Annotated in this window: 22 protein-coding genes; 17 read left to right on the forward strand and 5 right to left on the reverse strand. The window is 61.7% G+C overall.

Annotated elements, in window-relative coordinates:
• The first annotated feature begins 2 nt into the window (after positions 1-2).
• Positions 3-320 (forward strand): DUF2469 domain-containing protein, encoded by a 318-nt coding sequence (locus EH165_RS06355; RefSeq protein WP_124798594.1) that lies wholly within the window; start codon positions 3-5, stop codon positions 318-320.
• 86 nt (positions 321-406) lie between these two features.
• Complete coding sequence (locus EH165_RS06360; RefSeq protein WP_124798596.1) at positions 407-769, forward strand: YraN family protein; 363 nt, start codon at positions 407-409, stop codon at positions 767-769.
• Positions 770-782: 13 nt separating this feature from the next.
• Here the strand turns inward: EH165_RS06360 and EH165_RS06365 are convergent, their stop codons facing one another.
• Entirely contained in the window at positions 783-2156 is a 1374-nt protein-coding gene (locus EH165_RS06365; protein ID WP_124798597.1) for a hypothetical protein, read from the reverse strand.
• 238 nt (positions 2157-2394) lie between these two features.
• Between EH165_RS06365 and EH165_RS06370 the strand changes: the two genes are divergently transcribed.
• The 5 genes from EH165_RS06370 to EH165_RS06390 all read left to right on the forward strand — a co-directional run bounded on the left by EH165_RS06370 (position 2395) and on the right by EH165_RS06390 (position 7701).
• Positions 2395-3138, forward strand: a complete 744-nt coding sequence (locus EH165_RS06370) for a hypothetical protein (RefSeq protein WP_124798599.1) — start codon at positions 2395-2397, stop codon at positions 3136-3138.
• Positions 3139-3488: 350 nt separating this feature from the next.
• Positions 3489-5003, forward strand: coding sequence for a YifB family Mg chelatase-like AAA ATPase (locus EH165_RS06375; protein ID WP_124798601.1), 1515 nt, complete (start codon positions 3489-3491; stop codon positions 5001-5003).
• Positions 5000-6211 carry a DNA-processing protein DprA gene (gene dprA / locus EH165_RS06380; RefSeq protein WP_206426135.1) on the forward strand — a complete coding sequence of 404 codons (1212 nt, stop codon included), beginning with the start codon at positions 5000-5002 and terminating at the stop codon, positions 6209-6211. Before EH165_RS06375 ends, dprA begins: the two co-directional genes overlap by 4 nt.
• A gap of 56 nt (positions 6212-6267) precedes the next feature.
• Complete coding sequence (locus tag EH165_RS06385) at positions 6268-6456, forward strand: hypothetical protein (protein ID WP_124798603.1); 189 nt, start codon at positions 6268-6270, stop codon at positions 6454-6456.
• Positions 6457-6714: 258 nt separating this feature from the next.
• Complete coding sequence (locus tag EH165_RS06390; protein WP_124800349.1) at positions 6715-7701, forward strand: tyrosine recombinase XerC; 987 nt, start codon at positions 6715-6717, stop codon at positions 7699-7701.
• Here EH165_RS06390 and EH165_RS06395 read toward each other — a convergent pair.
• Positions 7664-8230, reverse strand: coding sequence for a M23 family metallopeptidase (locus EH165_RS06395; protein ID WP_239020739.1), 567 nt, complete (start codon positions 8228-8230; stop codon positions 7664-7666). The genes EH165_RS06390 and EH165_RS06395 overlap by 38 nt on opposite strands.
• Before the next feature lie 360 nt (positions 8231-8590).
• Here EH165_RS06395 and rpsB point away from each other — a divergent pair, with 360 nt between their 5' ends.
• From rpsB to EH165_RS06440, 8 genes are all read left to right on the forward strand, one after another.
• Complete coding sequence (rpsB, locus tag EH165_RS06400) at positions 8591-9517, forward strand: 30S ribosomal protein S2 (RefSeq protein ID WP_124798605.1); 927 nt, start codon at positions 8591-8593, stop codon at positions 9515-9517.
• A 117-nt stretch (positions 9518-9634) separates the two neighbouring features.
• A complete protein-coding gene (gene tsf, locus EH165_RS06405; RefSeq protein ID WP_124798607.1) occupies positions 9635-10459 on the forward strand; it encodes a translation elongation factor Ts in 825 nt (274 codons plus the stop codon).
• Between the two features lie 83 nt (positions 10460-10542).
• Entirely contained in the window at positions 10543-11277 is a 735-nt protein-coding gene (gene pyrH / locus EH165_RS06410) for a UMP kinase (RefSeq protein WP_241864235.1), read from the forward strand.
• 31 nt (positions 11278-11308) lie between these two features.
• On the forward strand, positions 11309-11872 hold the full coding sequence (gene frr / locus EH165_RS06415; RefSeq protein ID WP_124798609.1) for a ribosome recycling factor: 564 nt from the start codon (positions 11309-11311) through the stop codon (positions 11870-11872).
• Positions 11872-12732, forward strand: coding sequence for a phosphatidate cytidylyltransferase (locus tag EH165_RS06420; protein WP_124798611.1), 861 nt, complete (start codon positions 11872-11874; stop codon positions 12730-12732). Before frr ends, EH165_RS06420 begins: the two co-directional genes overlap by 1 nt.
• A 303-nt stretch (positions 12733-13035) precedes the next feature.
• Positions 13036-13782 (forward strand): alpha/beta hydrolase, encoded by a 747-nt coding sequence (locus EH165_RS06430; RefSeq protein WP_124798615.1) that lies wholly within the window; start codon positions 13036-13038, stop codon positions 13780-13782.
• A gap of 72 nt (positions 13783-13854) precedes the next feature.
• The gene (locus tag EH165_RS06435; protein ID WP_124798617.1) at positions 13855-14670 is read left to right on the forward strand and encodes an ABC transporter ATP-binding protein; all 816 of its coding nucleotides are present in this window, start codon (positions 13855-13857) and stop codon (positions 14668-14670) included.
• A complete protein-coding gene (locus tag EH165_RS06440; protein ID WP_124798619.1) occupies positions 14646-16226 on the forward strand; it encodes a hypothetical protein in 1581 nt (526 codons plus the stop codon). Before EH165_RS06435 ends, EH165_RS06440 begins: the two co-directional genes overlap by 25 nt.
• A 27-nt stretch (positions 16227-16253) precedes the next feature.
• On the opposite strand, the gene EH165_RS06445 is transcribed toward EH165_RS06440, so the two are convergent.
• Together EH165_RS06445 and mce are read right to left on the reverse strand one after the other, a co-directional pair.
• A complete protein-coding gene (locus tag EH165_RS06445; RefSeq protein WP_124798621.1) occupies positions 16254-17660 on the reverse strand; it encodes a coiled-coil domain-containing protein in 1407 nt (468 codons plus the stop codon).
• A gap of 81 nt (positions 17661-17741) precedes the next feature.
• Positions 17742-18188, reverse strand: a complete 447-nt coding sequence (mce, locus tag EH165_RS06450) for a methylmalonyl-CoA epimerase (protein ID WP_124798623.1) — start codon at positions 18186-18188, stop codon at positions 17742-17744.
• A gap of 36 nt (positions 18189-18224) precedes the next feature.
• Between mce and EH165_RS06455 the strand changes: the two genes are divergently transcribed.
• On the forward strand, positions 18225-19415 hold the full coding sequence (locus EH165_RS06455; RefSeq protein WP_124798625.1) for an acetyl-CoA C-acetyltransferase: 1191 nt from the start codon (positions 18225-18227) through the stop codon (positions 19413-19415).
• Between the two features lie 13 nt (positions 19416-19428).
• Here EH165_RS06455 and EH165_RS06460 read toward each other — a convergent pair whose 3' ends face one another.
• On the reverse strand, positions 19429-19938 hold the full coding sequence (locus tag EH165_RS06460; protein WP_206426136.1) for a MarR family winged helix-turn-helix transcriptional regulator: 510 nt from the start codon (positions 19936-19938) through the stop codon (positions 19429-19431).
• A gap of 266 nt (positions 19939-20204) precedes the next feature.
• On the opposite strand from EH165_RS06460, the gene EH165_RS06465 reads away from it, so the two are divergent.
• On the forward strand, positions 20205-21155 hold the full coding sequence (locus tag EH165_RS06465) for an exonuclease domain-containing protein (RefSeq protein ID WP_206426137.1): 951 nt from the start codon (positions 20205-20207) through the stop codon (positions 21153-21155).
• Positions 21156-21165: the final 10 nt, after the last annotated feature.

A 21165-nucleotide genomic window follows, 5' to 3' on the forward strand; every position in this document is an offset into this window, starting at 1 on the left:
AAGTGAGTGCAGAGGATCTCGAGCAGTACGAAACCGAGATGGAGCTGCAGCTCTACCGGGAGTACCGGGACATCGTCGGGCATTTTGCGTTTGTGGTGGAAACCGAGCGCAGGTTTTACCTGTGCAACTCGGTCGATGTTCAGGTACGCAATTCCGAGGGGGACATGTACTTCGAGGTGCGGATGTCGGATGCTTGGGTCTGGGACATGTATCGTCCAGCGAGGTTCGTCAAGAACGTTCGCGTCGTTACCTTCAAAGACGTCAACGTGGAGGAGCTGGAAAAACCTGATCTGCGATTGCCGGAGGACGGCGGCTTTTGAGCGTGGTTTTATCCACAAGCGGGGGGTTATCCACATTCTTGTCAGCACGGCTCCGCTGAAGTGGTGCAACTTGGCACGCTGATGTCATGTCAAAAAATATCGAGCTGGGTCGCACCGGCGAAGACCTTGCGGTCGAGCACTACGAAGCATTGGGCTTGACGATAATTTCGCGTAATTGGCGATGCCGCGAGGGCGAACTGGACATTGTCGCCACGGACCACCGCGACCTTCTTGTCATCTGTGAAGTCAAAACTCGGTCGGGGGTGGGATTCGGCTTGCCCGTCGAATCCATTACGAGCGGTAAGCGGCGCAGAATCCGGCGGTTGGCAGCTCTCTGGCTGGGTGAACACCGCACGCGGCCTGATATCCACATCCGTTTCGACGTCGTTGGTGTTCTCGCAGAGCCGGGCAAGAGTGTGGAGCTCACCCATATCGAGGGCGCGTTTTAGTGCCCCGGCGCCACTACGACGTGAGCACGGCGGATGCGGGGACCACAGTAGATCCGACGTCAAAGACCGCGAGGTAGACAACGGCTTTTGAGCAGGTCACAAATACGCCAGCCGGCCGCTTGCTACCCAGTTCCGCGGTGATGGTGGTGTCGGTGAGTTGCAAAGTGGCCCAGTCGTCGTCACAGCCGAACAGGAGGAACGCGAACCGGCGGGAACCGTCGGAAAGTGTTGGCAGCGGGGGGTTCTGGCCCCAAGCCCCGAGGCCAGCAGGGGCGGCCGTGAGTTCCATGGATCTGGGGCCGGTGATGCTCGCGATGTCCAACTGCTGGAACGCTGTGGCGGTGATGGCTCCGTCCGGTTGCTGGGCGGTCAGTGTTGCTGCTTTCCCGAGCTCGGTAGAGTTCACGTCAAAGATCGCCAGGTACTGCAGTGCGGCTGAGCAGTTTGCAGACTCGCCCTGGGTGATCTGCGCGTTGATGGTGGTGGGAGTGAGACGTAGGTCTGCGGAATCGCCGGGGCAGGCGGTGAGCAGGAAGGCGAACCGGCGTGCGCCAGCCGGGATAGCTGGTACGTCCGGTGCCTTGACGCCCCAGCTGGAAAATTGCTGGGCGCCATCTGAACTGGCTGTTAATTCGACACTGCCGAATATGTGCGGAAAGGTTGGCTGCACTTGTTGCAGCGTCACCAGTGACCCGGGAGAGGTGGTCCCACCCGGAATCTCGCCGGGGTCGACGGCGACGATGGCCACCGTGCTGTTGGCAACTACGCAGTCAGGAATTGGCCCTGCGAGGGTACCGGTGGCAGTGAGGACGAATTTTTCTCCAACGGCATCGACCACGGCTCCTTGCGGAATTTCGCAGCCCCGATTGATCTCTGCTGCGAGCAACACCTTTCCGGGAGGCACGACTGCAACTTGCTTCCGCAGCTTGTCCGCGAGTTCGGGGTCAGACCCAGCGGACAGTGCCGTGAAATAGTCGTTGAGCGCCTGCGTGTTGGGGATCCGGACAGTACCCGCAATGGCAGAAGGCGCCGGAAAAGCGTGGGTTGCCGCAATGGCGAGCAGGTCCGACCCGGGGCCAGTGCCATCGCGCCACACGGTCCCTGTGGGCGGTCCGTCGAGCGTGGCTTCCCCCGTGCCGGTGGGCGTCAGCGGCTCCGAAGGCGCAGTGGTGATCGTCGGGGACGGATCGCCCGTCGAGGACTTTGATGGCGGCGTAACTGATGGCGGCATAACTGACGGCGGCCTCGCTGACGGCGGCGTAGTGGGCGAAGCCGAAGCTGACCCAGCGGCCGTGCTGGCCCCGCACGCGGCGAGAAGGAGCACTCCCGCAAGGGCGATGAAAGATGAAGCGACGAAACGCAGGCTGGGGTTTTTCTCCGAGGACATGGTGAGTAAGACGGCCCAGAGGTCGCAGCGGTTGCACCCACGGATCCCCGGACTCGATTGTGGTGCAAGCACCACCATGGAGCCCGGCTGGACCAACGCGAGCCGGAATGTCTTGTTTGTCTTGTCGTGGAGGCGTAGGTTAAGCGCGCGCGGCTGCCGGTGCTGGCAGTCTCTTGAGGAGGCGGGGATGGTACGAAAGAGTCGATCAGCCTCGGGTAATGCGCCAGTTTGGCGCTGGGTGACCGTAGCCCTTTCGGTGGTGCTTGTCTCTGGGTGCGGCCCAGATCAAGGGTCAGCCATTAGTACCCTCGCGGCGCCTGCCGTGTCGTCCGGAGCCCCAGCGGTGGACAGCCCCTCACCGGCCGATGCGCCAGAATCCGGTCAGCCAGGGGAGCCAATTTCTGGGGCAGCTTCCAGCGAGCCGTCCCCTGAAACCGGCGGCTCTGCTGCCGCTGAAGGCGCTGCCGCCGAAGGCCCTGCCGCTGAAGAACCTGCCGCTGAAGACCCTGCACCTGAAGCAGTCAGCGAGTTTTGCGCGTTGTTCTCGGGGGAGGAAATCAGCAAGATCCTCGGAGCAGGCGATTTTCAGAGCGCGAAGGATGTAAGTGTGTCCGGGCCATCGTGTGTGTATGGCAACCCGATGTATCTGTACACGGTCCTCACCAGCACCGAGGATGTGTCGTCGTACTACGAAGGCGATCTAGAGGGGCTGTCCCCGGCTGATGCTCGCGCGCGACTGGCCTCTGACATGAGCATCGTCCTCCAAGACCCCGTGATCAGTTCCGGGACTGTCGGCGATTCGGAATCCGTTTTAATCGTCGAACCACCCTCCATCGTCGGTCCTTCGGGCACTGCCGGCGTAGTCGCAGACGGCAGGGTTATGCAGGTGTCCGTGACAGGTACCGAATTGGGGGCCGACGGTACGACTTTGTCCCAGAAGGCGAATGAAATCCTGGTCATGCTGCGGGATCGGCTGAAGTAGCCCGGCGCTCTTACCCTGTGGGCATGGTGTTTCTGTCCCCAGATGGCTGCCGGGTATTCGGGAGAGCTGTATTCGGAAGGGCTGTGTTCGGAAGGGCTGTGCCCACCGTTGGTCAGTGAATGCCCAGACGGGTTCGCGGCCGCTAGCGCAGGGAAGTCCGTGGTCATTGCCAGCAAATCCGGGGAGGACGCCTGGAGGAATGGGTCTGAACCACCGAGCTTCACGTCGCTCGTCCCATTCTGCGGACTTATCCACAAGCGCCTTTTTGTGCACAGCGTGGCACTCCCTGCGGGTGTGCCGTTGCGGCGTAATTGATGGTTATCCTCTGCGCTGGGTGACAGGGGGATCGGATGCCGTTGTTCTGTACGACGTCGGTGGGGCTGAACGGAATTGAGGGCGAGCTGGTTCGCGTCGAGGTCGATCTTGCTCAGGGACTGCCAGGGACGACGCTGATCGGATTGGGCGATACCGCCGTCCAGCAAGCGAAGGACAGGGTGCGGGCGGCGCTGGTGAATTCAGGGGAGACCTGGCCGTCTAGGAGGATCACTATCGCGCTGTCTCCGGCCTCGTTGCACAAACGCGGTTCGGCTTTTGACCTCCCGATAGCTGTCGCCGTGCTGGCAGCTGCCGGAGCGGTGCCGTTGAACTCAGTAGACCGAGGGGTGTGGCTGGGGGAGTTGGGTTTGGATGGCCGGGTGCAAGCGGTGCGAGGGGTGCTACCAGCGTTGCTGTCGGCTCGGGCAAGCGGAGTGAAATTCGCGATTGTGCCGATGGGGAATCTGGCAGAGGCGTCGCTGGTTTCGGGGGTGACGGTGCTGGGAGCGGCGTCGTTGCGTGATGTAGTGCGTTATCTCCGGGGGGACGCCGACATCTTGACGGCGACCGGTGAGACCTCCCAGGGTTACTGTGCCGAAAGCCCTGATATGGCAGATGTGTTGGGTCAGCCGGAGGCGCGTGCGGCGCTGGAGCTGGCAGCGGCTGGTGGCCACCATGTAGCGATGGTGGGTCCGCCTGGCGCTGGCAAAACCATGCTGGCGTCGAGACTCCCGGGTATCTTGCCGCCGTTGACGACCGAGGAAGCGCTAAAGGTGACGGCGGTTCATTCGGTGGCCGGGGTCTTGAGCTCGAATATGCCGCTAGTAACGATGCCGCCGTTTATTGATCCACACCACACGGCATCGGATGTTGCCATAATTGGTGGCGGCTCGGGTGTGATTCGGCCGGGGAGTATCTCGCTCGCGCACCGGGGAGTCCTCTTCTTGGACGAAGCTCCGGAATTCAAACGCAAAGTGCTTGACTGTCTGCGGCAGCCGATGGAGAGCGGCGAAGTCCTCATAGCGAGATCTACTGGTGTGGCTCGATACCCAGCGCGATTTCAGCTCATTCTGGCCTCTAATCCTTGTGCCTGCGCCGCCGCTCGCGACATTGACTGCACCTGTGCAGCGGGCGCGCGTATGCGGTACTCCGGCAGGTTGTCCGGGCCACTGATGGACCGTATCGATATTCGTATCAACCTGCCCGCGTTGGACCCGGTATCCATGGCCAGCGCAGAACCCGGAGAGGCTTCGGCGCCAATTCTGGAACGTGTGTTGCAGGCGAGAGATCGTGCGCGTCGACGGTGGCTTGGAACCACGTGGACTACCAATTCCGAAGTGCCGGGATCGATGCTGCGCAAGACGTGGCGGCCGAGCGGGGAGGGCGCCCGACTCCTTGACCGCGCCATCCGGACAGGCCTTCTCACCGGCCGAGGCTACGACCGCGTTTTGCGATTGTCGTTGACTGCGGCTGATCTAGCCGAGCGGGATGTGCCCTGCATGTCCGACATCGCTACCGCGCTCGGAATGCGAAGTGGGGCGGCAGCATGATGGATCACCCGACGGTCGACATTCGGATTGCCCGCGCGGGCCTGCTCAGAATGGCCGAGCCGCCCGCTCCTGTTGTTGCGGCATACGCGGCGAAAGTCGGCTCGATACCAGCTTTTAAGGCGATAGTTTGCCGCACTGCTCCACCTAGCGTGTTGCGGGCCACTGCGGCCAGAACTGCTGGGAGGCAGCCCGAAGATTTGTATGCGCAGGCACGCCACGACTTGGCTTCAGCGGATGCTATCGGCGCCACTCTGCTCTGCCCCGAAGACAGTTCCTGGCCCACGGCCGCCCTGACCGCCTTTGAAATGGCGGCGGCTCGGGGTGTCACCGGATCTGCGCCGCCCATCGCCTTATACGTGCTCGGGAATCTGCCACCGAACCTGCCCACCGCAGCGGTCACTCTGATTGGATCACGAGCGTGTAGTGGATACGGCGAACGGACTGCTGCTGAAATCAGTGGCGAATTGGCTGCCGATGGCGTGGTCGTGGTTTCGGGGGGCGCTTTTGGCATCGATACCACCGCACACAGGGCCGCGCTCGCCGTTGATGGCCGATCGGTTGCCGTCTTGGCCTGCGGGATTGACCGATCTTATCCGGTAGCCAACACCGCCCTTCTGGCCGCAGTGCGTAAACAGGGGGCAGTCGTCAGTGAATACCCACCCGGCACAACGCCCGCCCGCCACCGATTCTTGGTGCGCAATCGATTGCTCGCTGCCTTGGGTGCAGTAACTCTCGTGGTGGAGGCTGGGCGAAGGTCGGGCTCGTTGAGCACTGCGGCGGCGGCCATGCATCTGGGACGGGTGGTGATGGCGGTGCCGGGTCCGGTGTCTTCTGCGATGTCGGCTGGATGCCACCTGCTCATCAGAGATCGAGCGGCAATTCTTGCGACCTGTGCCGACGATGTTCTTCACGAACTCAGGGGCCTCGACGACCCGAAGCTGTTTGCAGAGCAACAATTCTCGGTGCCGATAATCGGCGCAGACGCACGACGCCCTACTGATGGCCTCGATAGCCTGTCGGCCCGGATTTATGACGCCATCCCCGCTCGGGCAGCCGTGACTGTCCAACAGGTATGCGAATCTGCAGGCGTGACCGGTGCAGAGGCCTTGGCGATTTTACCCGTACTCCACGTCCATGGTTTGGTCGAACGCGACGGCGCTTGTTGGAAATTAGCTACCCGGATGGCCGCGGCCGTGAACCGAACATGAAGTGGATAGCGGCGCAATGAGAGCGGTTTCGGGGCTCAGTAGTGTTTTATGAACATATGACGACTCCCGACCCCCAGCACGATAGCCCCATCGCAGATACCGCAATGTTTCGCCGGTTTGTAGACGAAGAGAACCCAGCTCCCGCTCCGGCACCGGCCACCATCAACAAGCGCCTCTGGCTTTTTGCCGGTGTGGGCGTGGCAGTGGTTGTACTGGCCGTCGTTATTGTCCTCCTCACTCGCTGACCCCTCTCAGTGACCCCTCTCAGTGATCCCTCTCAGTGATCACAGATGCTGAGGTGGAAGCTTTGAGTGCTGCCCGATCTAACAGCATTACGAGAGAAAAGTGGAAACTCGGGGTTCGCCGTGAAAAAGTCGTCCAGCTCGTCTTCGGCGATTGCACCGGGTGCTGCTGCACCCACCCCCGCTAAGCCACCTATCAGGGTAGGCGCAGCCGCGAGGGCGGGCCGGCAAACCACTGCCCGCGTCACCCGCGCCGAACTCCTGCAGGATCTCCTTCCGGAACTCACGGTGACTCTGTCACGGTACGAACGGCATCTGCGCTCGGAGCGAGGGCTCTCCGATGCCAGCGTTCGGGCGTACCTGGGAGACGTCATCAGCTTGCTGCATCACGCGTCCGTGTTAAAAAAGCCGGAACTCGAGCATCTAGACCTACCGGTACTGCGCAGCTGGCTGGCGAAAATGCGCACCGTCGGTGGCGCCCGCACCTCCCTTGCCCGCCGAGCCGCCGCAGCCCGCTCCTTCACCGTCTGGGCGCATACAGCGGGGCTCATCGCCGCCGACCCCGCTGCCCGCTTGGTTGCCCCTCGCACACATCGAACGTTGCCCTCGATTTTGCGCGAGGACCAGGCGGCGCAACTACTGAACCATCCACCTGCCTCGGGGCAGCCAGGATGGTCCGCCACCTCGGACGCGCAGCGAGAAGATTTAGCTGGCAACGTGGCCCCAACCTCCCCTCTCGCGGCTCTCCAGCTGCGAGATAACGCGGCCCTGGAAATGCTGTACGCCACCGGAGTTAGGGTTTCCGAACTCGTCGGGTTAGACATCGATGACGTTGATAGACGCCGTCGCGTTATGAGAGTTATCGGTAAAGGCGACAAGGAACGCGTGGTTCCCTATGGTCTGCCAGCCGACAGGGCCCTCGAACTCTGGCTCACCCAAGGACGTCGACATGTGCTCACTGCAAGCTCCGGAGCGGCAATTTTTCTGGGCGTGCAGGGGCGCCGGATGGACCAGCGAGCCGTGCGGACCCTGGTGCACCAGCGCCTTGCGCTCGTCGAGGGCGCACCTGATCTCGGCCCACATGGATTGCGCCATTCCGCAGCGACGCACCTTTTGGAAGGCGGCGCCGATTTGCGAGCGGTGCAGGAACTATTAGGCCACGCGAGCCTGAACACGACTCAGATCTACACCCACATTTCCGCGGAGCGACTCAGTGCTGTGTATCGACAAGCCCATCCCAGGGCTTGAGCCGAATCCGCAGCGGAGCGAGCAGACTCGTCGGGTCTAGATAGGTCCCGCCGATCTTCGCGCCCCAATGCAAGCACGATGCTGGGGCGCACTTCGCATGCCCACGCTCCAGAACGCCGATCTGTTCGCCTGCCTCCACCATCGATCCGGCGATCACCGATGCCGTCACCGGTTCGTAAGTAGTGCGGAGGCCGCCGGAATGCTCCACCGACACCACGCCGCGACCTGCTAAATTCCCCGCGTACACCACCTTTCCCGCATTTGCAGCAAGCACCGCGTCCTGCGGGGCACCTCCCAGATCCACTCCTCGATGGCCGGGCCCATACTCCTGAGTTGGAGGGAGGAACAGGGTGAGGACGGGCGGAATGGGTGCCAGCGGCCACCTGAAACCGGTATCCGATGTGGAGGTCTTGGCCACTTCCGGGACCTGCCAGGCGAGCGGGTCACCGACGGTGCGGGCCGCGCCGGAGTCGGGAAGTGGGACAGGAAGCACCATCACGCACCACAGCATTATCGAGAACCGAAACATCGTTCAAGAGTGCTGCACTCGGCGGGGCTCGTCGCGCGCGACGAGCCCGTATGTGCACGAATAGCGGCTTGTGCACGGGCGCTTCAGGAGCCCTCGATGCGCTGTCTAGCTCTCATTCACGTTTGACACCCGATCTCGCGTACCATTATGGGCGCAGCCCGTGTGCGCATGGGCTGACTTCGCACGCTCCTACGCGGCCCCGCCTCGCCAGAGTCGGAAACCATGGCCGACGGTGCACTTCTCGGTCCTTTTCGAAGGCAAGAGCGCACCGAGGGCGTCAGGGCTCTATTCCACCGGAATAAGAGCGACAACCGAACTGCGGTGCGATTTACTCGCGCCGCCCAGTACTAAGGAATCATCATGGCTGTCGTAACAATGCGCCAGTTGCTGGATGCGGGTGTCCACTTCGGACACCAGACCCGGCGCTGGAACCCGAAGATGAAGCGTTTCATCTTCACGGAGCGCAATGGTATTTACATCATTGACCTTCAGCAGACTTTGACCTACATCGACAAGGCCTACGAGTTCATCAAAGAAACAGTCGCTCACGGCGGAACGGTGATGTTTATCGGCACCAAACGTCAGGCCCAAGAAGCGATTGCCGAGCAAGCGACTCGCGTTTCCATGCCGTACGTCAATCAGCGCTGGCTGGGTGGAATGCTCACCAACTTTCAGACCGTGCACAAGCGTTTGCTGCGCCTCAAGGACCTGGAAGCCATGGAAATTTCTGGCGACACCACCGGCCGCACCAAGAAGGAACTGCTGTTGATGAGCCGCGAGCAGATCAAGCTCGCCAAGACCCTCGGCGGCGTTCGGGACATGGTCAAGGTTCCTTCGGTGGTGTGGATCGTCGATACGAAGAAGGAGCACATCGCCGTTGGCGAGGCGCGCAAGCTCAACATCCCGATCGTCGCGGTGCTGGACACCAACTGCGATCCCGATGAGGTCGACTTCCCGATCCCGGGTAACGATGACGCCATCCGCAGCGCCGCCGTCTTGACACGCGTTGTCGCCGACGCTGTCGCGGAAGGCCTCCTGGCTCGCTCCGGCAACGGCGGGGCCACTGTTGCCGAAGAACCACTGGCAGAGTGGGAGCGTGAGCTTTTGGCCCAGGGTACGCAGGCTCCGGTTGCTGAAGCTGCAGTCGCAGCGGTGGCAGCCGAGACTGGCGCAGCCGACAACGTAGTGGTCGAAGAGGTCGCCCTCGATGGCCGCACAGAAGACGTTCAGTCTGCTGTCGCCGACGTCGCCGCGCAGACCGAAGCTGGCGAAGCCGTCAACTCCTGAGCTGCTCTCCTTGGACGCCTCTCTCGCGCAGTGCAAGTGTGCTGATGCGAAAAGGCGAAAGTAATGCGGTTAAAAATGAACGAACCACTACGAAACGAAAAGTGAGGGACGCCGAGGATGGCGAACTACACCGCCGCTGACGTAAAGCGGCTCCGTGAGCTCACGGGCTCCGGCTTCATGGATTGCAAGAAGGCCCTCGAAGAGACCGATAGCGATTTCGACAAGGCCATTGAAATCCTGCGGATCAAGGGCGCCAAGGATGTAGGTAAGCGCAGCGAGCGCACCACCGCCGAAGGCATGGTCGCCGCCAGTGGCAACGCCTTGATCGAACTCAACTCCGAGACTGACTTCGTTGCCAAAAACGCCGACTTCCAGGAGCTGGCTGCCAAGGTGGCGGTTGCAGCCGCGGCAGCTTCCGAAGGCACCGTAGAGGCGGTCCTCGCGACCGAACTCGATGGCTCAACGGTCGGCGAAGTCATCAACGTGGCGTCGGCGCGACTGGGCGAGAAGATTGTTCTCAACCGCGTGGTCAAGTACGACGGTGAAACCTCCGTCTACCTGCACAAGCGTTCAGCTGATCTTCCCCCCGCCATCGGTGTACTGGTGTCATTTAGTGGCGCGGGCTCTGAAGCGGCTGCGGCTGCGAAGTCCGCAGCGCTCCAGATCGCTTCGCTCAAGGCGAAGTACGTCACCCGGGACGAAATCCCGGCTGAGGTGGTTGAATCTGAAAAGCGTATTGCAGAGGCTACCGCGCGCGAGGAGGGCAAGCCGGAAGCGGCTTTGCCCAAGATCGTTGAAGGCCGCGTTAACGGGTTCTATAAGGATTCGGTACTGCTGGAGCAGTCGTCCGTTCTGGACTCCAAGAAGACAGTCGGTAAGTTGCTCGAAGAAGCTGGCGTCACCGTCACCGCGTTCGCGCGGTTCGAGGTCGGCCAGGTCTGATTTTTTCATGGCCGGTGCCGTCAGCGAACTCCCCCGTGGAGCACGCTGACGGCACCGGCCCTGTTTTGTAAATGGGGTAGCTCGTGTCAGAAAATGTTCGTCATAAGTTTGGCCGGGTGGTTCTCAAGCTCGGCGGCGAGATGTTCGGTGGGAGTGGCGAAGTAGGGGTCGACCCAGTGGTCGTATCAACCGTTGCGCGACAGATCGCCGAAGTGGTGTGCGGCGGCACCCAAGTGGCTGTCGTCATCGGTGGAGGCAACTTCTTCCGCGGCGCAGAATTGCAGCAACGCGGAATGGACCGGGCTCGCTCGGACTATATGGGCATGCTGGGCACCGTGATGAACTGCCTTGCGTTGCAAGACTTCTTGGAGCGGGAACAGCAAATCGATACGCGGGTGCAGACCGCTATCACCATGGGCCAAGTTGCAGAACCGTACATCCCCAGGCGTGCTGCTCGGCACCTGGAAAAGGGCCGTGTCGTCATCTTCGGCGCTGGCATGGGAATGCCCTACTTCTCCACAGACACCACAGCCGCGCAGCGCGCGTTGGAAATCTCCGCAGAAGTCGTGCTGATGGCCAAAGCCGTGGATGGCGTGTACGACAGCGATCCCAGAACCAATCCGGACGCACAGATGTTCACCTCCATCACGCATCGCGAGGTGGTGGAGGCAGGACTCAAGGTGGCCGATGCCACGGCGTTTACGCTGTGTATGGACAACCGCATGCCGATTATTGTCTTCAACCTCCTGACCGAGGGCAACATTGCCCGCGCGGTGGCTGGCGACGATATTGGCACTCTCGTTTCGACCCCGCTGTAGTCACCGGCACTCAAAGAAAAGGTGCACCGAAATGATCGACGAAACCCTCTTCGACGCCGAAGAGAAGATGGAAAAAGCCATTGACTCCGCCAAGAACGATATGGCGACCTTGCGCACCGGCAGGGCGAATCCCAATATCTTCTCGCGCATCCAGGTCGACTACTACGGTGCTCCGACCCCACTGCAGCAAATGGCGACCATCACTATCCCCGAAGCGCGGATGGCCGTCATTAAGCCATACGATATGACCCAGTTGCAGTCCATCGAAAAGGCAATTCGGGACTCCGATCTCGGTGTGAACCCGGGTAATGATGGCAACGTCTTGCGCATCGTTTTTCCGCAGCTCACCGAAGAGCGGCGACGCGAGCTGGGCAAAACGGCCCGAGCAAAGGGTGAAGACGCGAAGGTCTCGGTTCGCAACATCCGCCGTAAGGCAAAAGACTACATCGACAAGATGGTCAAGGACAAAGATTCCGAAGTGTCCGAAGATGACGGAGCCCGCGCAGAGAAGGAACTGCAGACCGTCACAGACCGTCATATCGCGATTATTGATGAGCTCGTTAAGCACAAAGAAGCCGAACTGCTTGAAGTCTGATGGCGCAGAAATCACCTAGACAGCCCGACAGTTCGCCTGCTGTCCCGTCAAAGGCAGGACGAAATCTGCCCGTCGCCTTCGGTGTTGCATTGCTCTTCGCCGCGGTCATCATCCCCGCAGTGTTGCTGTGGCGCTGGACTTTCGTGGCCATCATTATCGCTGCGGTGGCGGCCTCCGTCTGGGAGCTACGCGCCACCTTGGCATCGGCGGTCAACATCACTATCAGCTGGGAGCCGATTGTCCTCGGGGGCGCCGCAACTCTGGTCCTAACCTGGTTCTTCAGCTACCCAGCGCAAATTGTTGGAATCAGCTTGACGGTTCTTGCTTGCATGATCTGGCGGCTGCCGGGCGGTCAGCAGGGCTATCTGCGTGACCTATCCGCGTCGGTGTTCGTCGTGGTGTACGTGGTGTTCTTCGCTACCTTCGCGGTGTTGATGGCGGCGCCGCATGACGGGTCTTATCGGATCCTGACATTCCTCATCTTGGTTGTCTCTTCGGATACGGGCGGGTACGCGGCGGGCGTCCTCTTCGGCAAACACCCGATGGCTCCCAGCATTTCCCCGAAGAAAAGCTGGGAAGGCTTCGCCGGTTCGGTGGTGACCACCATGGCGGCGGGCGCTATTTGCCTCTGGTTGATGTTGGAAACCGATTGGTGGCGCGGACTTATCATCGGAGCCGTCATAGCTCTCATTGCCAGCGTGGGCGACCTTATCGAGTCTTTGATCAAAAGGGATATTGGGGTCAAAGATATGGGAACCCTGCTGCCTGGTCACGGTGGCGTTATGGATCGGATGGACTCCCTGTTGCCGTCGGCAGTGGCCGCGTGGATGCTCCTCACCCTGCTCGTCCCGGTGATTTAGGCGCGCGGTGTGGCACGTAAGAACCGGCGCTACCCCGACGCCCAAGACAGGCCGCTGAATGGCAGTTTTTCGCGGGTGGAGAGCGCCGCAGACGGCGAATACGTCGTGCGCACTATTCCTGCCGCTCGCGCGCTGAAATCCTACCGCTGTCCCTACTGTCAGCAGACAATCCCAGCTGGCACGCCGCATATTGTGAGCTGGCCGCGGGAAGCCGAAACCGCCATCGATAGCTCGGGCGATCGGCGGCACTGGCACACGGGGTGCTGGCAACGACATCTGCGGTAGCTGGCAGGATAAGCCTGGATGAGTATCGACATACGAGCCAACACCATGCTCCCTGCCCGCAGGGAAGCCTTCACCCTAACTACTGCTGACGGGGTGGACCTCGTAGCCGAGCTGGCCCTCCCGCTCGAACGCGATCCGGTCGCCGCCGTGATTTGTCTGCATCCACTGCCGACCCACGGCGGCATGATGGACTCCCACATCTTTCGCAAGGCAGCCTTCAGGCTTCCGGCGCTGGCGGACTTTGCCGTGTTGAGGTTCAACACCCGGGGTACCGTCAGCGAGGCTGGCCGGAGTCAGGGAACCTTCGATGGCGGTGACGCCGAGCGCTTAGACGTTCAGGCAGCGGTGGACTTCGCGACGCTGCGCGGCCTGCCCGACCGCTGGCTCCTGGGCTGGAGTTTCGGGACCGAGCTGGCATTGCGGTACGGAGCTGGTCTGGATGTGACCGGCGCCATCCTGCTGTCGCCGCCGTTGCACCGGGCAACCGATAGCGACCTCGACACGTGGGCAAAGAGCGGAAAACCACTTCACGCTCTGGTGCCCGAGTTGGACGACTACCTGCAGCCTGACGAGGCAAGGATCCGCTTCGCCCGAGTGCCGCAGGCCCGGGTGACGGGCTTTCCGGGTACGAAACATCTCTGGGTGGGTAAGTCCGAAGTGGCCCTCGACGCCATCGTGGCAACTATTCGCCCGTCATCGGCGCCGTTGCCGCAAACGTGGATGGGGGAGCACCACCTCGCAACTGTGAAGATCGTGAGCAGCTAACTCTGGACTGGGGAGCGCCGATAGGGCCCCGCCCAGTCTGGGAACAGCCACAACTGGAAGCAGGATTTACTTATGACAGCTCTTCCCGCATACCCAGGAAATTACGTGGATCCCAGCGTCGAAGGCAACGCGTTGGCGATCCGCGGATTACAGAAGAAGTTTGGCGAAAAAGTCGCCGTCGACTCCGTTAACCTCGATGTACCGGCTGGCTCGTTCTTTGGTCTTGTCGGACCCAATGGCGCTGGTAAGACAACACTGCTGTCGATGGTGACCGGTCTTTTGCGGCCGGATGCTGGTCGGGCGTACCTCGACGGAGTCGACGTCTGGCGCGACCCGGCGGAAGCTAAAGGGCGAATGGGGGTGTTGCCCGACGGACTGAAACTATTCGAAAGGCTCTCCGGCCGGGAGCTTCTGACCTATCTGGGCCGGTTTCGGCAGATCCCCGCCGAAGTGGTGACGGCGCGGGTGGACGAGCTGCTCGAAGTCATGGATCTCGCTGAGGCGGAGAACAAGCTGGTAGCGGACTACTCAACAGGCATGCGCAAGAAAATAACCTTGGCTGCTGCGCTCCTGCACTCGCCCAAGGTCTTGTTGCTCGACGAGCCGCTAGAGGCTGTTGATCCCGTATCTGCTCGAGTCATTCGCACTGTGCTTAAACGATTCACCCGCGGCGGCGGGACAGTGATCCTATCCAGCCATGTCATGGCGCTGGTCGAGGAGTTGTGTAGTGATGTGGCGGTGATGGCTGCCGGCCGCATTGTTGCCGTCGGCTCGGTGCAAGAAGTTCGAGGCGCGGCCGCGAGCTTGGACGATGCGTTTATCGACCTCATCGGGACAGACCACCGCGGCGAAGGGGGTCTGGAATGGTTGCAGTCTTCTTCAGTCTGAAATTCACACTTGTTGCCAGCAGATACCGCGTGATGCCGACGGCGAAGCGGGTGTGGGCGTTCGTGGGGTTGGCGGTCCTTTTCCTTGTGGTGGGGTTTTTTGCTTTCGGCATTTCGACGACGCGGACCGAGCCAGACGTTGCCGTCACCGCGGCCACGATCGCACTGTTCACCCTCTTCATCGCATGGACCTTGACGCCCATGATCGCGTTTGGAGTTGACGAGACCGTTGACCCGCATCGGTTCTCGCTCCTACCATTGCGGCGCCGGACGCTGATTCCGGGGCTGACCGCGGCTGCGGTCATAGGAATTTTACCGATGGTCAACATCATCGTTCTGATCGGTTTTGCTGTTTCGCTGGCGAAGAAGTGGTGGATACTGCCGCTAGCTCTGGTGTGCATGGGATTGGGCCTTTTGCTGTGCATCATGCTGTCGCGGGCAGCGGCCACATCCATTGCGACTCTGATGTCCAGTAGGCGGGGACGAGACCTGGGGATGCTCGCGGGGTTCGGCGTCTTCGTGCTCTACCTTGGCGTGGTTGGTTCGTTGAGCGCAATGAGCGACACCACGGACCTCGGCGCAAAGTTCACCCGAGCAGCAGACGCACTCGCGTGGAGCCCGGCGGGCGCACTGGCACGGCTGCCTGGTCTGGTGGAGGAGGGTGCCTTCGGTCAGGTGGGACTCTGTGTTGTGGTGCTGGTGGCGTCGTTTTCTCTCGTCGGCTGGTGGTGGGCGAGCGCGCTGAGGCGCAGCATGGAGTCAGTCCCCTCCAGCACTGAATCGTCCGCCCCGGCCGGACATTCACAGTTCGGCGGTCCCCAGGCCAGCACACGCTCGGTGGTGTGGATGCGGGATCTGATGCTTACCTGGCGGGACCCGATGCGCAGGCTGCCTTGGATGATCGTCATCGTGGTGCTTTTCGCGATGCCCTTCATCTACGTTCGCGGTCACGGCACCCTTTTTGCGGTGGCGTTGGGCGGCTGGATGACCGGCACGCAGGCTGCTAATCAGCTGGGCGTCGACGGCTCCGGTCTGTGGTTGCACATCGTCGCCACAGGGAGTCGAGCGAAGGCAAAAGCTGAACTGATGGGGCACGCTTTGACATCGCTGATCCCGGGGCTGATTCTAGGCGGGCTTGCAGTACTGATGTGGGCTCTCATTCGCGGCGACACTGCATGGCTGCCGGCAGGTTTGGGCTTGACGTGGACGGCTGTAGTCAGCGCACTAGGGCTAGCTTCCTGGCTGTCGGTGAAACTTCCCGTGGCTATCCCGCAAAGCAGGACAGCGATGTTCGCCTCGGCAGTCCCCGCGCACAAGAGCCGTGCTCTCGGCACTACGATGGCGGTCCTTCTCGGCCCGGTGCTGCTGACCATCCCCGTGGGTGTTCTCGTATTCTTAAGCCTTTCGGTGGACCCGTTGTGGGGCTGGGTTGCCCTCGTGGTGGGACCGCTCTATAGCGGCGCAATGTGCCTGGCTCTGATCAATCGAGCCGCCACGCTGTACGCGGAAACCGGCGCCGAAATTCTGCAATTAGTTTCGCTGGGCGATCGAGTATGAGCAGTGCGACCGTGGCTTGAATCCCCTTTACGGCTGCTGCACGTCGCCGTTCGTCGCGTCGTCTGCTGGCGCAGTTCCGTCCGCACTAGAGCCCTCACGCTCGATCTCCGAGTCCTGATCCCAGACCGCAGCTTCCGCCGGCGAGGGAGCGTTCGCCTCCTCGCTTGTCGGGTAGACCTGCGTTTCCGGCACAGGGTCGAAGTCGGCGGCGCTCGGACGAGCGGCTTCTGCTGGATCGACTCTCAGATTTGAGCATGCTTGCGAAGCCGCATCGCGGATGTGATCCAGATGCGGAAGAACGGACGAAAGTTGCTGCTGCACGTGGTCTCTCACATCTAACATTGCTGATACGGCGTCGTCAGCCGCACTGACGCGGCTATGTGCACGCGCCGTCGCCTGTTCAATAATGGCGTCGGCATGGTTGGTCGCATTCCTCACCAACGCTGCGGAGGTGGCGCTGGCGGTTGCCACCAACTCCGTCGCCCGCGCGTGGGATTCTTCTGTTATCTGCTCTGCACTTGCTAGTGCTTCGGACACCACGCGATCAGCTTCCGCCGTCGAGTATCGCTCTTGTTCGGCCACCAACTGATGCGCTTCGATCCGGCGCGCGGAGATGGTGATCTCGAAATCGTCTTCGACCTCCTTGCGGCGCTCGGCAGATTCAGAATCGAGCAGGCGCCGTAATTCGCGGCCCTCGCTCTGAATGCGTTCGACCTCGGCGGTGGCTTCGGAAATAAGCGCTTGCGCCTGCGCCTGCGCCCGTTCCAGAGTTACTGCGGCCTGTTCTTCGTCTGCGGCGCATTTCGCAGCAAGGTCCTCCATCGCCTGGGTTCGAGTGGCGAGCGACTCGGCGTCAAGGCGGTCGCGCAAGTGGGTTGCGTCCTGGGTCAGGTTGTCGGCTTTCTCTGTTGCCGCCTCGATCATCGCTGCAGCTTCCTGAGCTGCATCTTCCCGAGCCTTGGCGCCTTCGGCGGTGGTCTCGGCCAAGAGGTCACGAACCTGTTCCGCCAGCAGCGCTCGGGATTTCTCACGCTCGGCCTCAAGCGCAGCGCGCTCTTGGGCCAGTTCGGCGACTGACCTGTCAAGCAGGGCCTGCTTATCCGTAGTTTCGGTGCGAGCCTTGGTCCGAATTTCGGTAGCTTCTTCTTCGGCGAGCCGGATCATCCGCTGCATCCGGTCGGAAAGGCCAGCCATGGACGTGGGTGCCAGCGCGGTGTGATCCAACTGCCTGCGAAACTCGTCCGCTTCAGACTGCGCGGCGGCCATCCCCGCCGCTAGTTCGGCTAAACGCTGGGAAGCCGAATCGCGGTCGGCAGCCAAGATTCGTAAGTCGTATTCGAGTCGGTCGAGGTGCTGGTTCACCTGCTCCGGAGAGTACCCACGGCGAACCAATTCGAATGCGGCCTGTTGCGGAAGCCACTCACCTGAAGTCATTTACCTATCGTCCCACGCCGGTGTGACAGCGAAGCGTCGGGAGCGGCACGGCAGGTGGTTGATGACGGCTAAATACGAACCTTAGAGCGTGCTCGCGGGCTCGACCAGCTCAAGCAGCACGCCACCGGTGTCCTTGGGGTGCACAAAGTTGATGCGAGAGTTGGCGGTGCCGCGGCGCGCCTGCTCGTAAAGCAGCCGTAGTCCACTGGCCCGAATGGTTGCCATAGCATCGTCAATATTGGGCACCCGGAGCGCGAGTTGCTGCAGACCTGGACCGCTGCGTGAAATAAATTTGGCGATCGCCGACTCCGGTGTCAACGCGGCAAGAAGCTGGATCTGGGTCCCGCCAGAGGCGCCGAAGGAGATCATGGCTTCTTCGACGCCCTGCTCTTCGTTTATTTCCCGGTGGACAAGTACGCCGCCCAGAGTCCCCACATGGAAATCGATCGCCGCGTCCAAGTTGGGTACGGCTATTCCGACGTGGTCAACCATGGTGACCGCAAGGCCAGGCGGTAAGTGGAGCGTCATGAGGGGAGTGTAATTGGACTGCTCTACGCTCGGGTCATGGGATCAACGGTGATTGTTGCGGGTGCTCGTACGCCATTTGGCAAAATGTCCGGGTCGTTGGGCACTGTCAGGTCAACAGATCTGGGGGGAGCTGCAATCGCGGGAGCGCTGCGACGTGCTGGCGTTCCGGCATCATCTGTGGAGTACGTCATCATGGGCCAAGTGCTCAGCGCCGGCGTCGGCCAGATCCCCGCGAGGCAGGCTGCCTTCGCGGGTGGAATCAGCCTGGACGTCCCTGCGCTGACCATTAACAAGGTCTGCCTATCCGGGTTGGACGCCATCGCGCTGGCGGATCAGCTAATTCGGGCCGGGGAGTTCACCACGGTGGTAGCCGGTGGAATGGAATCGATGACGCTGGCGCCGCATTTGCTGCCGCACTCACGTGCGGGATTCAAATACGGCAACGTCACCATGACGGACCACATGGCCTACGACGGCCTCTGGGATATTTTCACCAACCAGGCCATGGGGGCACTCACCGAGGCTGCCAACACCGAAGATCGAGGCGTTATCAGCAGGCCCGAGCAGGATGCGTTTGCAGCACGATCACACCAGCGCGCCGCCCGTGCTGTTGCGGCCGGGATTTTTGCCTCCGAAATTGAGCCTGTTGAGGTGCCCGGTCGTCGAGGACCCGTCACGGTTGCCGCGGATGAGGGGATCCGGGCGGAAACAACAGTCGAGGTGCTTGCGGGTTTGCGGCCTGCTTTCAGAGCTGATGGAACCATCACCGCGGGATCGTCTTCGCCCATTTCGGACGGCGCGGCTGCGGTGGTGGTGATGGATAAAGATCTGGCCGAGCGCCGCGGACTGGCCTGGATTGCCGAAATTGGTGCTCACGGTGTGGTCGCCGGCCCGGACTCCACGCTGCAGATGCAGCCCGCCAATGCGATTAGGAGAGCGTGCGAGAAGCAGGGTATCGACCCGTCGGCACTGGATCTGATCGAGATCAATGAGGCCTTTGCGGCGGTGGGCATCGTCTCCGCGAGGGCGCTCGGCGTCAGCGAAGACATTGTGAACGTCAACGGGGGCGCGATCGCGCTGGGTCATCCCATCGGCGCATCTGGTGCACGGCTGGTACTGCACTTAGCGCTGGAGCTGGGACGGCGCGGCGGCGGCATCGGCGCGGCGGCGCTGTGCGGCGGCGGGGGTCAAGGGGACGCTTTGATCGTCTCCGTACCGCGGCGCTGACGCAAGAGCATCCTTAAAAGTCGCCGGCTGCCTTACGCAGCTTTGTCATCAGTACCGAAAGCAGTTGCAGCTCGCCATTATCAAGGCCGACAAAGCCAAAATCGGTCAGCAGCACCGAACTGGTCGCCGCCGTCAAGCGAGCTCGCCCCGAGGGTGTCAGAGCCACCAGGGTAGTTCGCCGGTCGGTCGGATGGGGGAGTCGCTGGGCGAGACCGTCGGCTTCAAGCCGGTCCACGATGTTCGTAATCGATGTGGGGTGCAGCTGCAGGCGTTCGCCCATAATGCGCATCGGCAGCGAGTCGCGCGAGGAGAATGAAAGCATCACCAACGCTTCGTAGCGCGCAAACGTCAGGCCGTGGGGACGTAAGGACTCATCCACGGCCGCCTGCAAAATTTGCTGGACGCGCATGACGTTGGTGACGGCCTCCATCGACTCCGACGGGCCGATGCGCTCGCGCCAGATCTGCGAGGCACGGGCGATCAGATCGAATGGTTCGTCGGGGCTCGCGATGTCAGAACTCACGCCCCTGACGCTAGCAGCAGCTGACCCGCCCATCTAGCTACGTTGGGGCGCCGCTCACGGACGTTACCCAACTGTTCCTTCCGATGCATGTGCGCGCCCACAACGACTAATTGCTGCCCTCGGCATGTCGAGGGCAAGACTGTCGGTGCACTCTCGTAACGTCGGCTACGCAAGCGGTGAAGCAGCGTCATCGGTGAAGCGGCGTCAGTGCTGAAAAGAGACCGAGAAAAAATTCGGGTGGCGGACGGACGGAAGGCAGGGAAACGATGAACAGGCCAGCGATAGCAGCGGCGAAGACTGAGCGACTGGGTTTGTTCGATCTCCCGAGCACAGCAGTGATGGTTCCTGCACGCACTCGGGTTGCGGCGATAAAGTCCTCCACCGCAACGGTTATTTCCGCACCCATCACCGTTGGCCCCCTTGCGGCGGGCACTGTGTGTTCACCCCCCGCACGTCTGGTGTTCGCCCCACCACCACCGGCTCAGCTTTTCGCTGGCACGCTCGTGGGGTTCGACACCGAGACCACGGGTATCGACACCGCTACGGCACGAATCGTTACTGCAGCTCTCGTGCATCTAGATCCTTCGGGAGAACAGTTACCAGCGACGCGATCCTGGCTGCTCGACCCGGGGGTCGATATCCCGGCGGAGGCCAGCGCCATCCACGGCATTTCCACCGAACATGCGCGGACTCACGGTAGGCCAGCTGCTCTAGCCATTGCGGAGATAATCGCGGGTCTACGTCAGTGTTGGGCCGCAGGGCATCCCACAGTAATTTTCAACGCCAGCTACGACCTGAGCCTGCTCGACTCCGAAGCCCGGCGGCACGGTCTCACACCGCTCACCGATCTGCCCGAGTGGGCAGAGGCCGTCATCATCGACCCACTGGTAATTGACCGCTTCGTTGATCGGTACCGGCGCGGTAAGAGAACACTCGACGCTGCCAGCGCCGTCTACTCCGTCCCCACCCCCGATGCGCATAACGCTACGGGCGACTCGATCGCAGCAGTAGCCGTGGCCCGAGCGATCGCGCACAAGTATCCGCTCATCAGAAACGCTGGAGCGGAGGCGCTGCGGTCCTCGCAGGTGGAGTGGCAACGTAATTGGGCGATTAACTTCCAGTCTTACCTGCGCTCGCGAGGTGAGGCCGACGCCGTCATTGACTCCGACTGGCCCTTGCGCGCAGGCGCGGCGACCCGAGCACCGAACGCCGTGTGAAGATGGAACT

It is taken from the genome of Nakamurella antarctica (assembly GCF_003860405.1).
Classification (GTDB): domain Bacteria; phylum Actinomycetota; class Actinomycetes; order Mycobacteriales; family Nakamurellaceae; genus Nakamurella; species Nakamurella antarctica.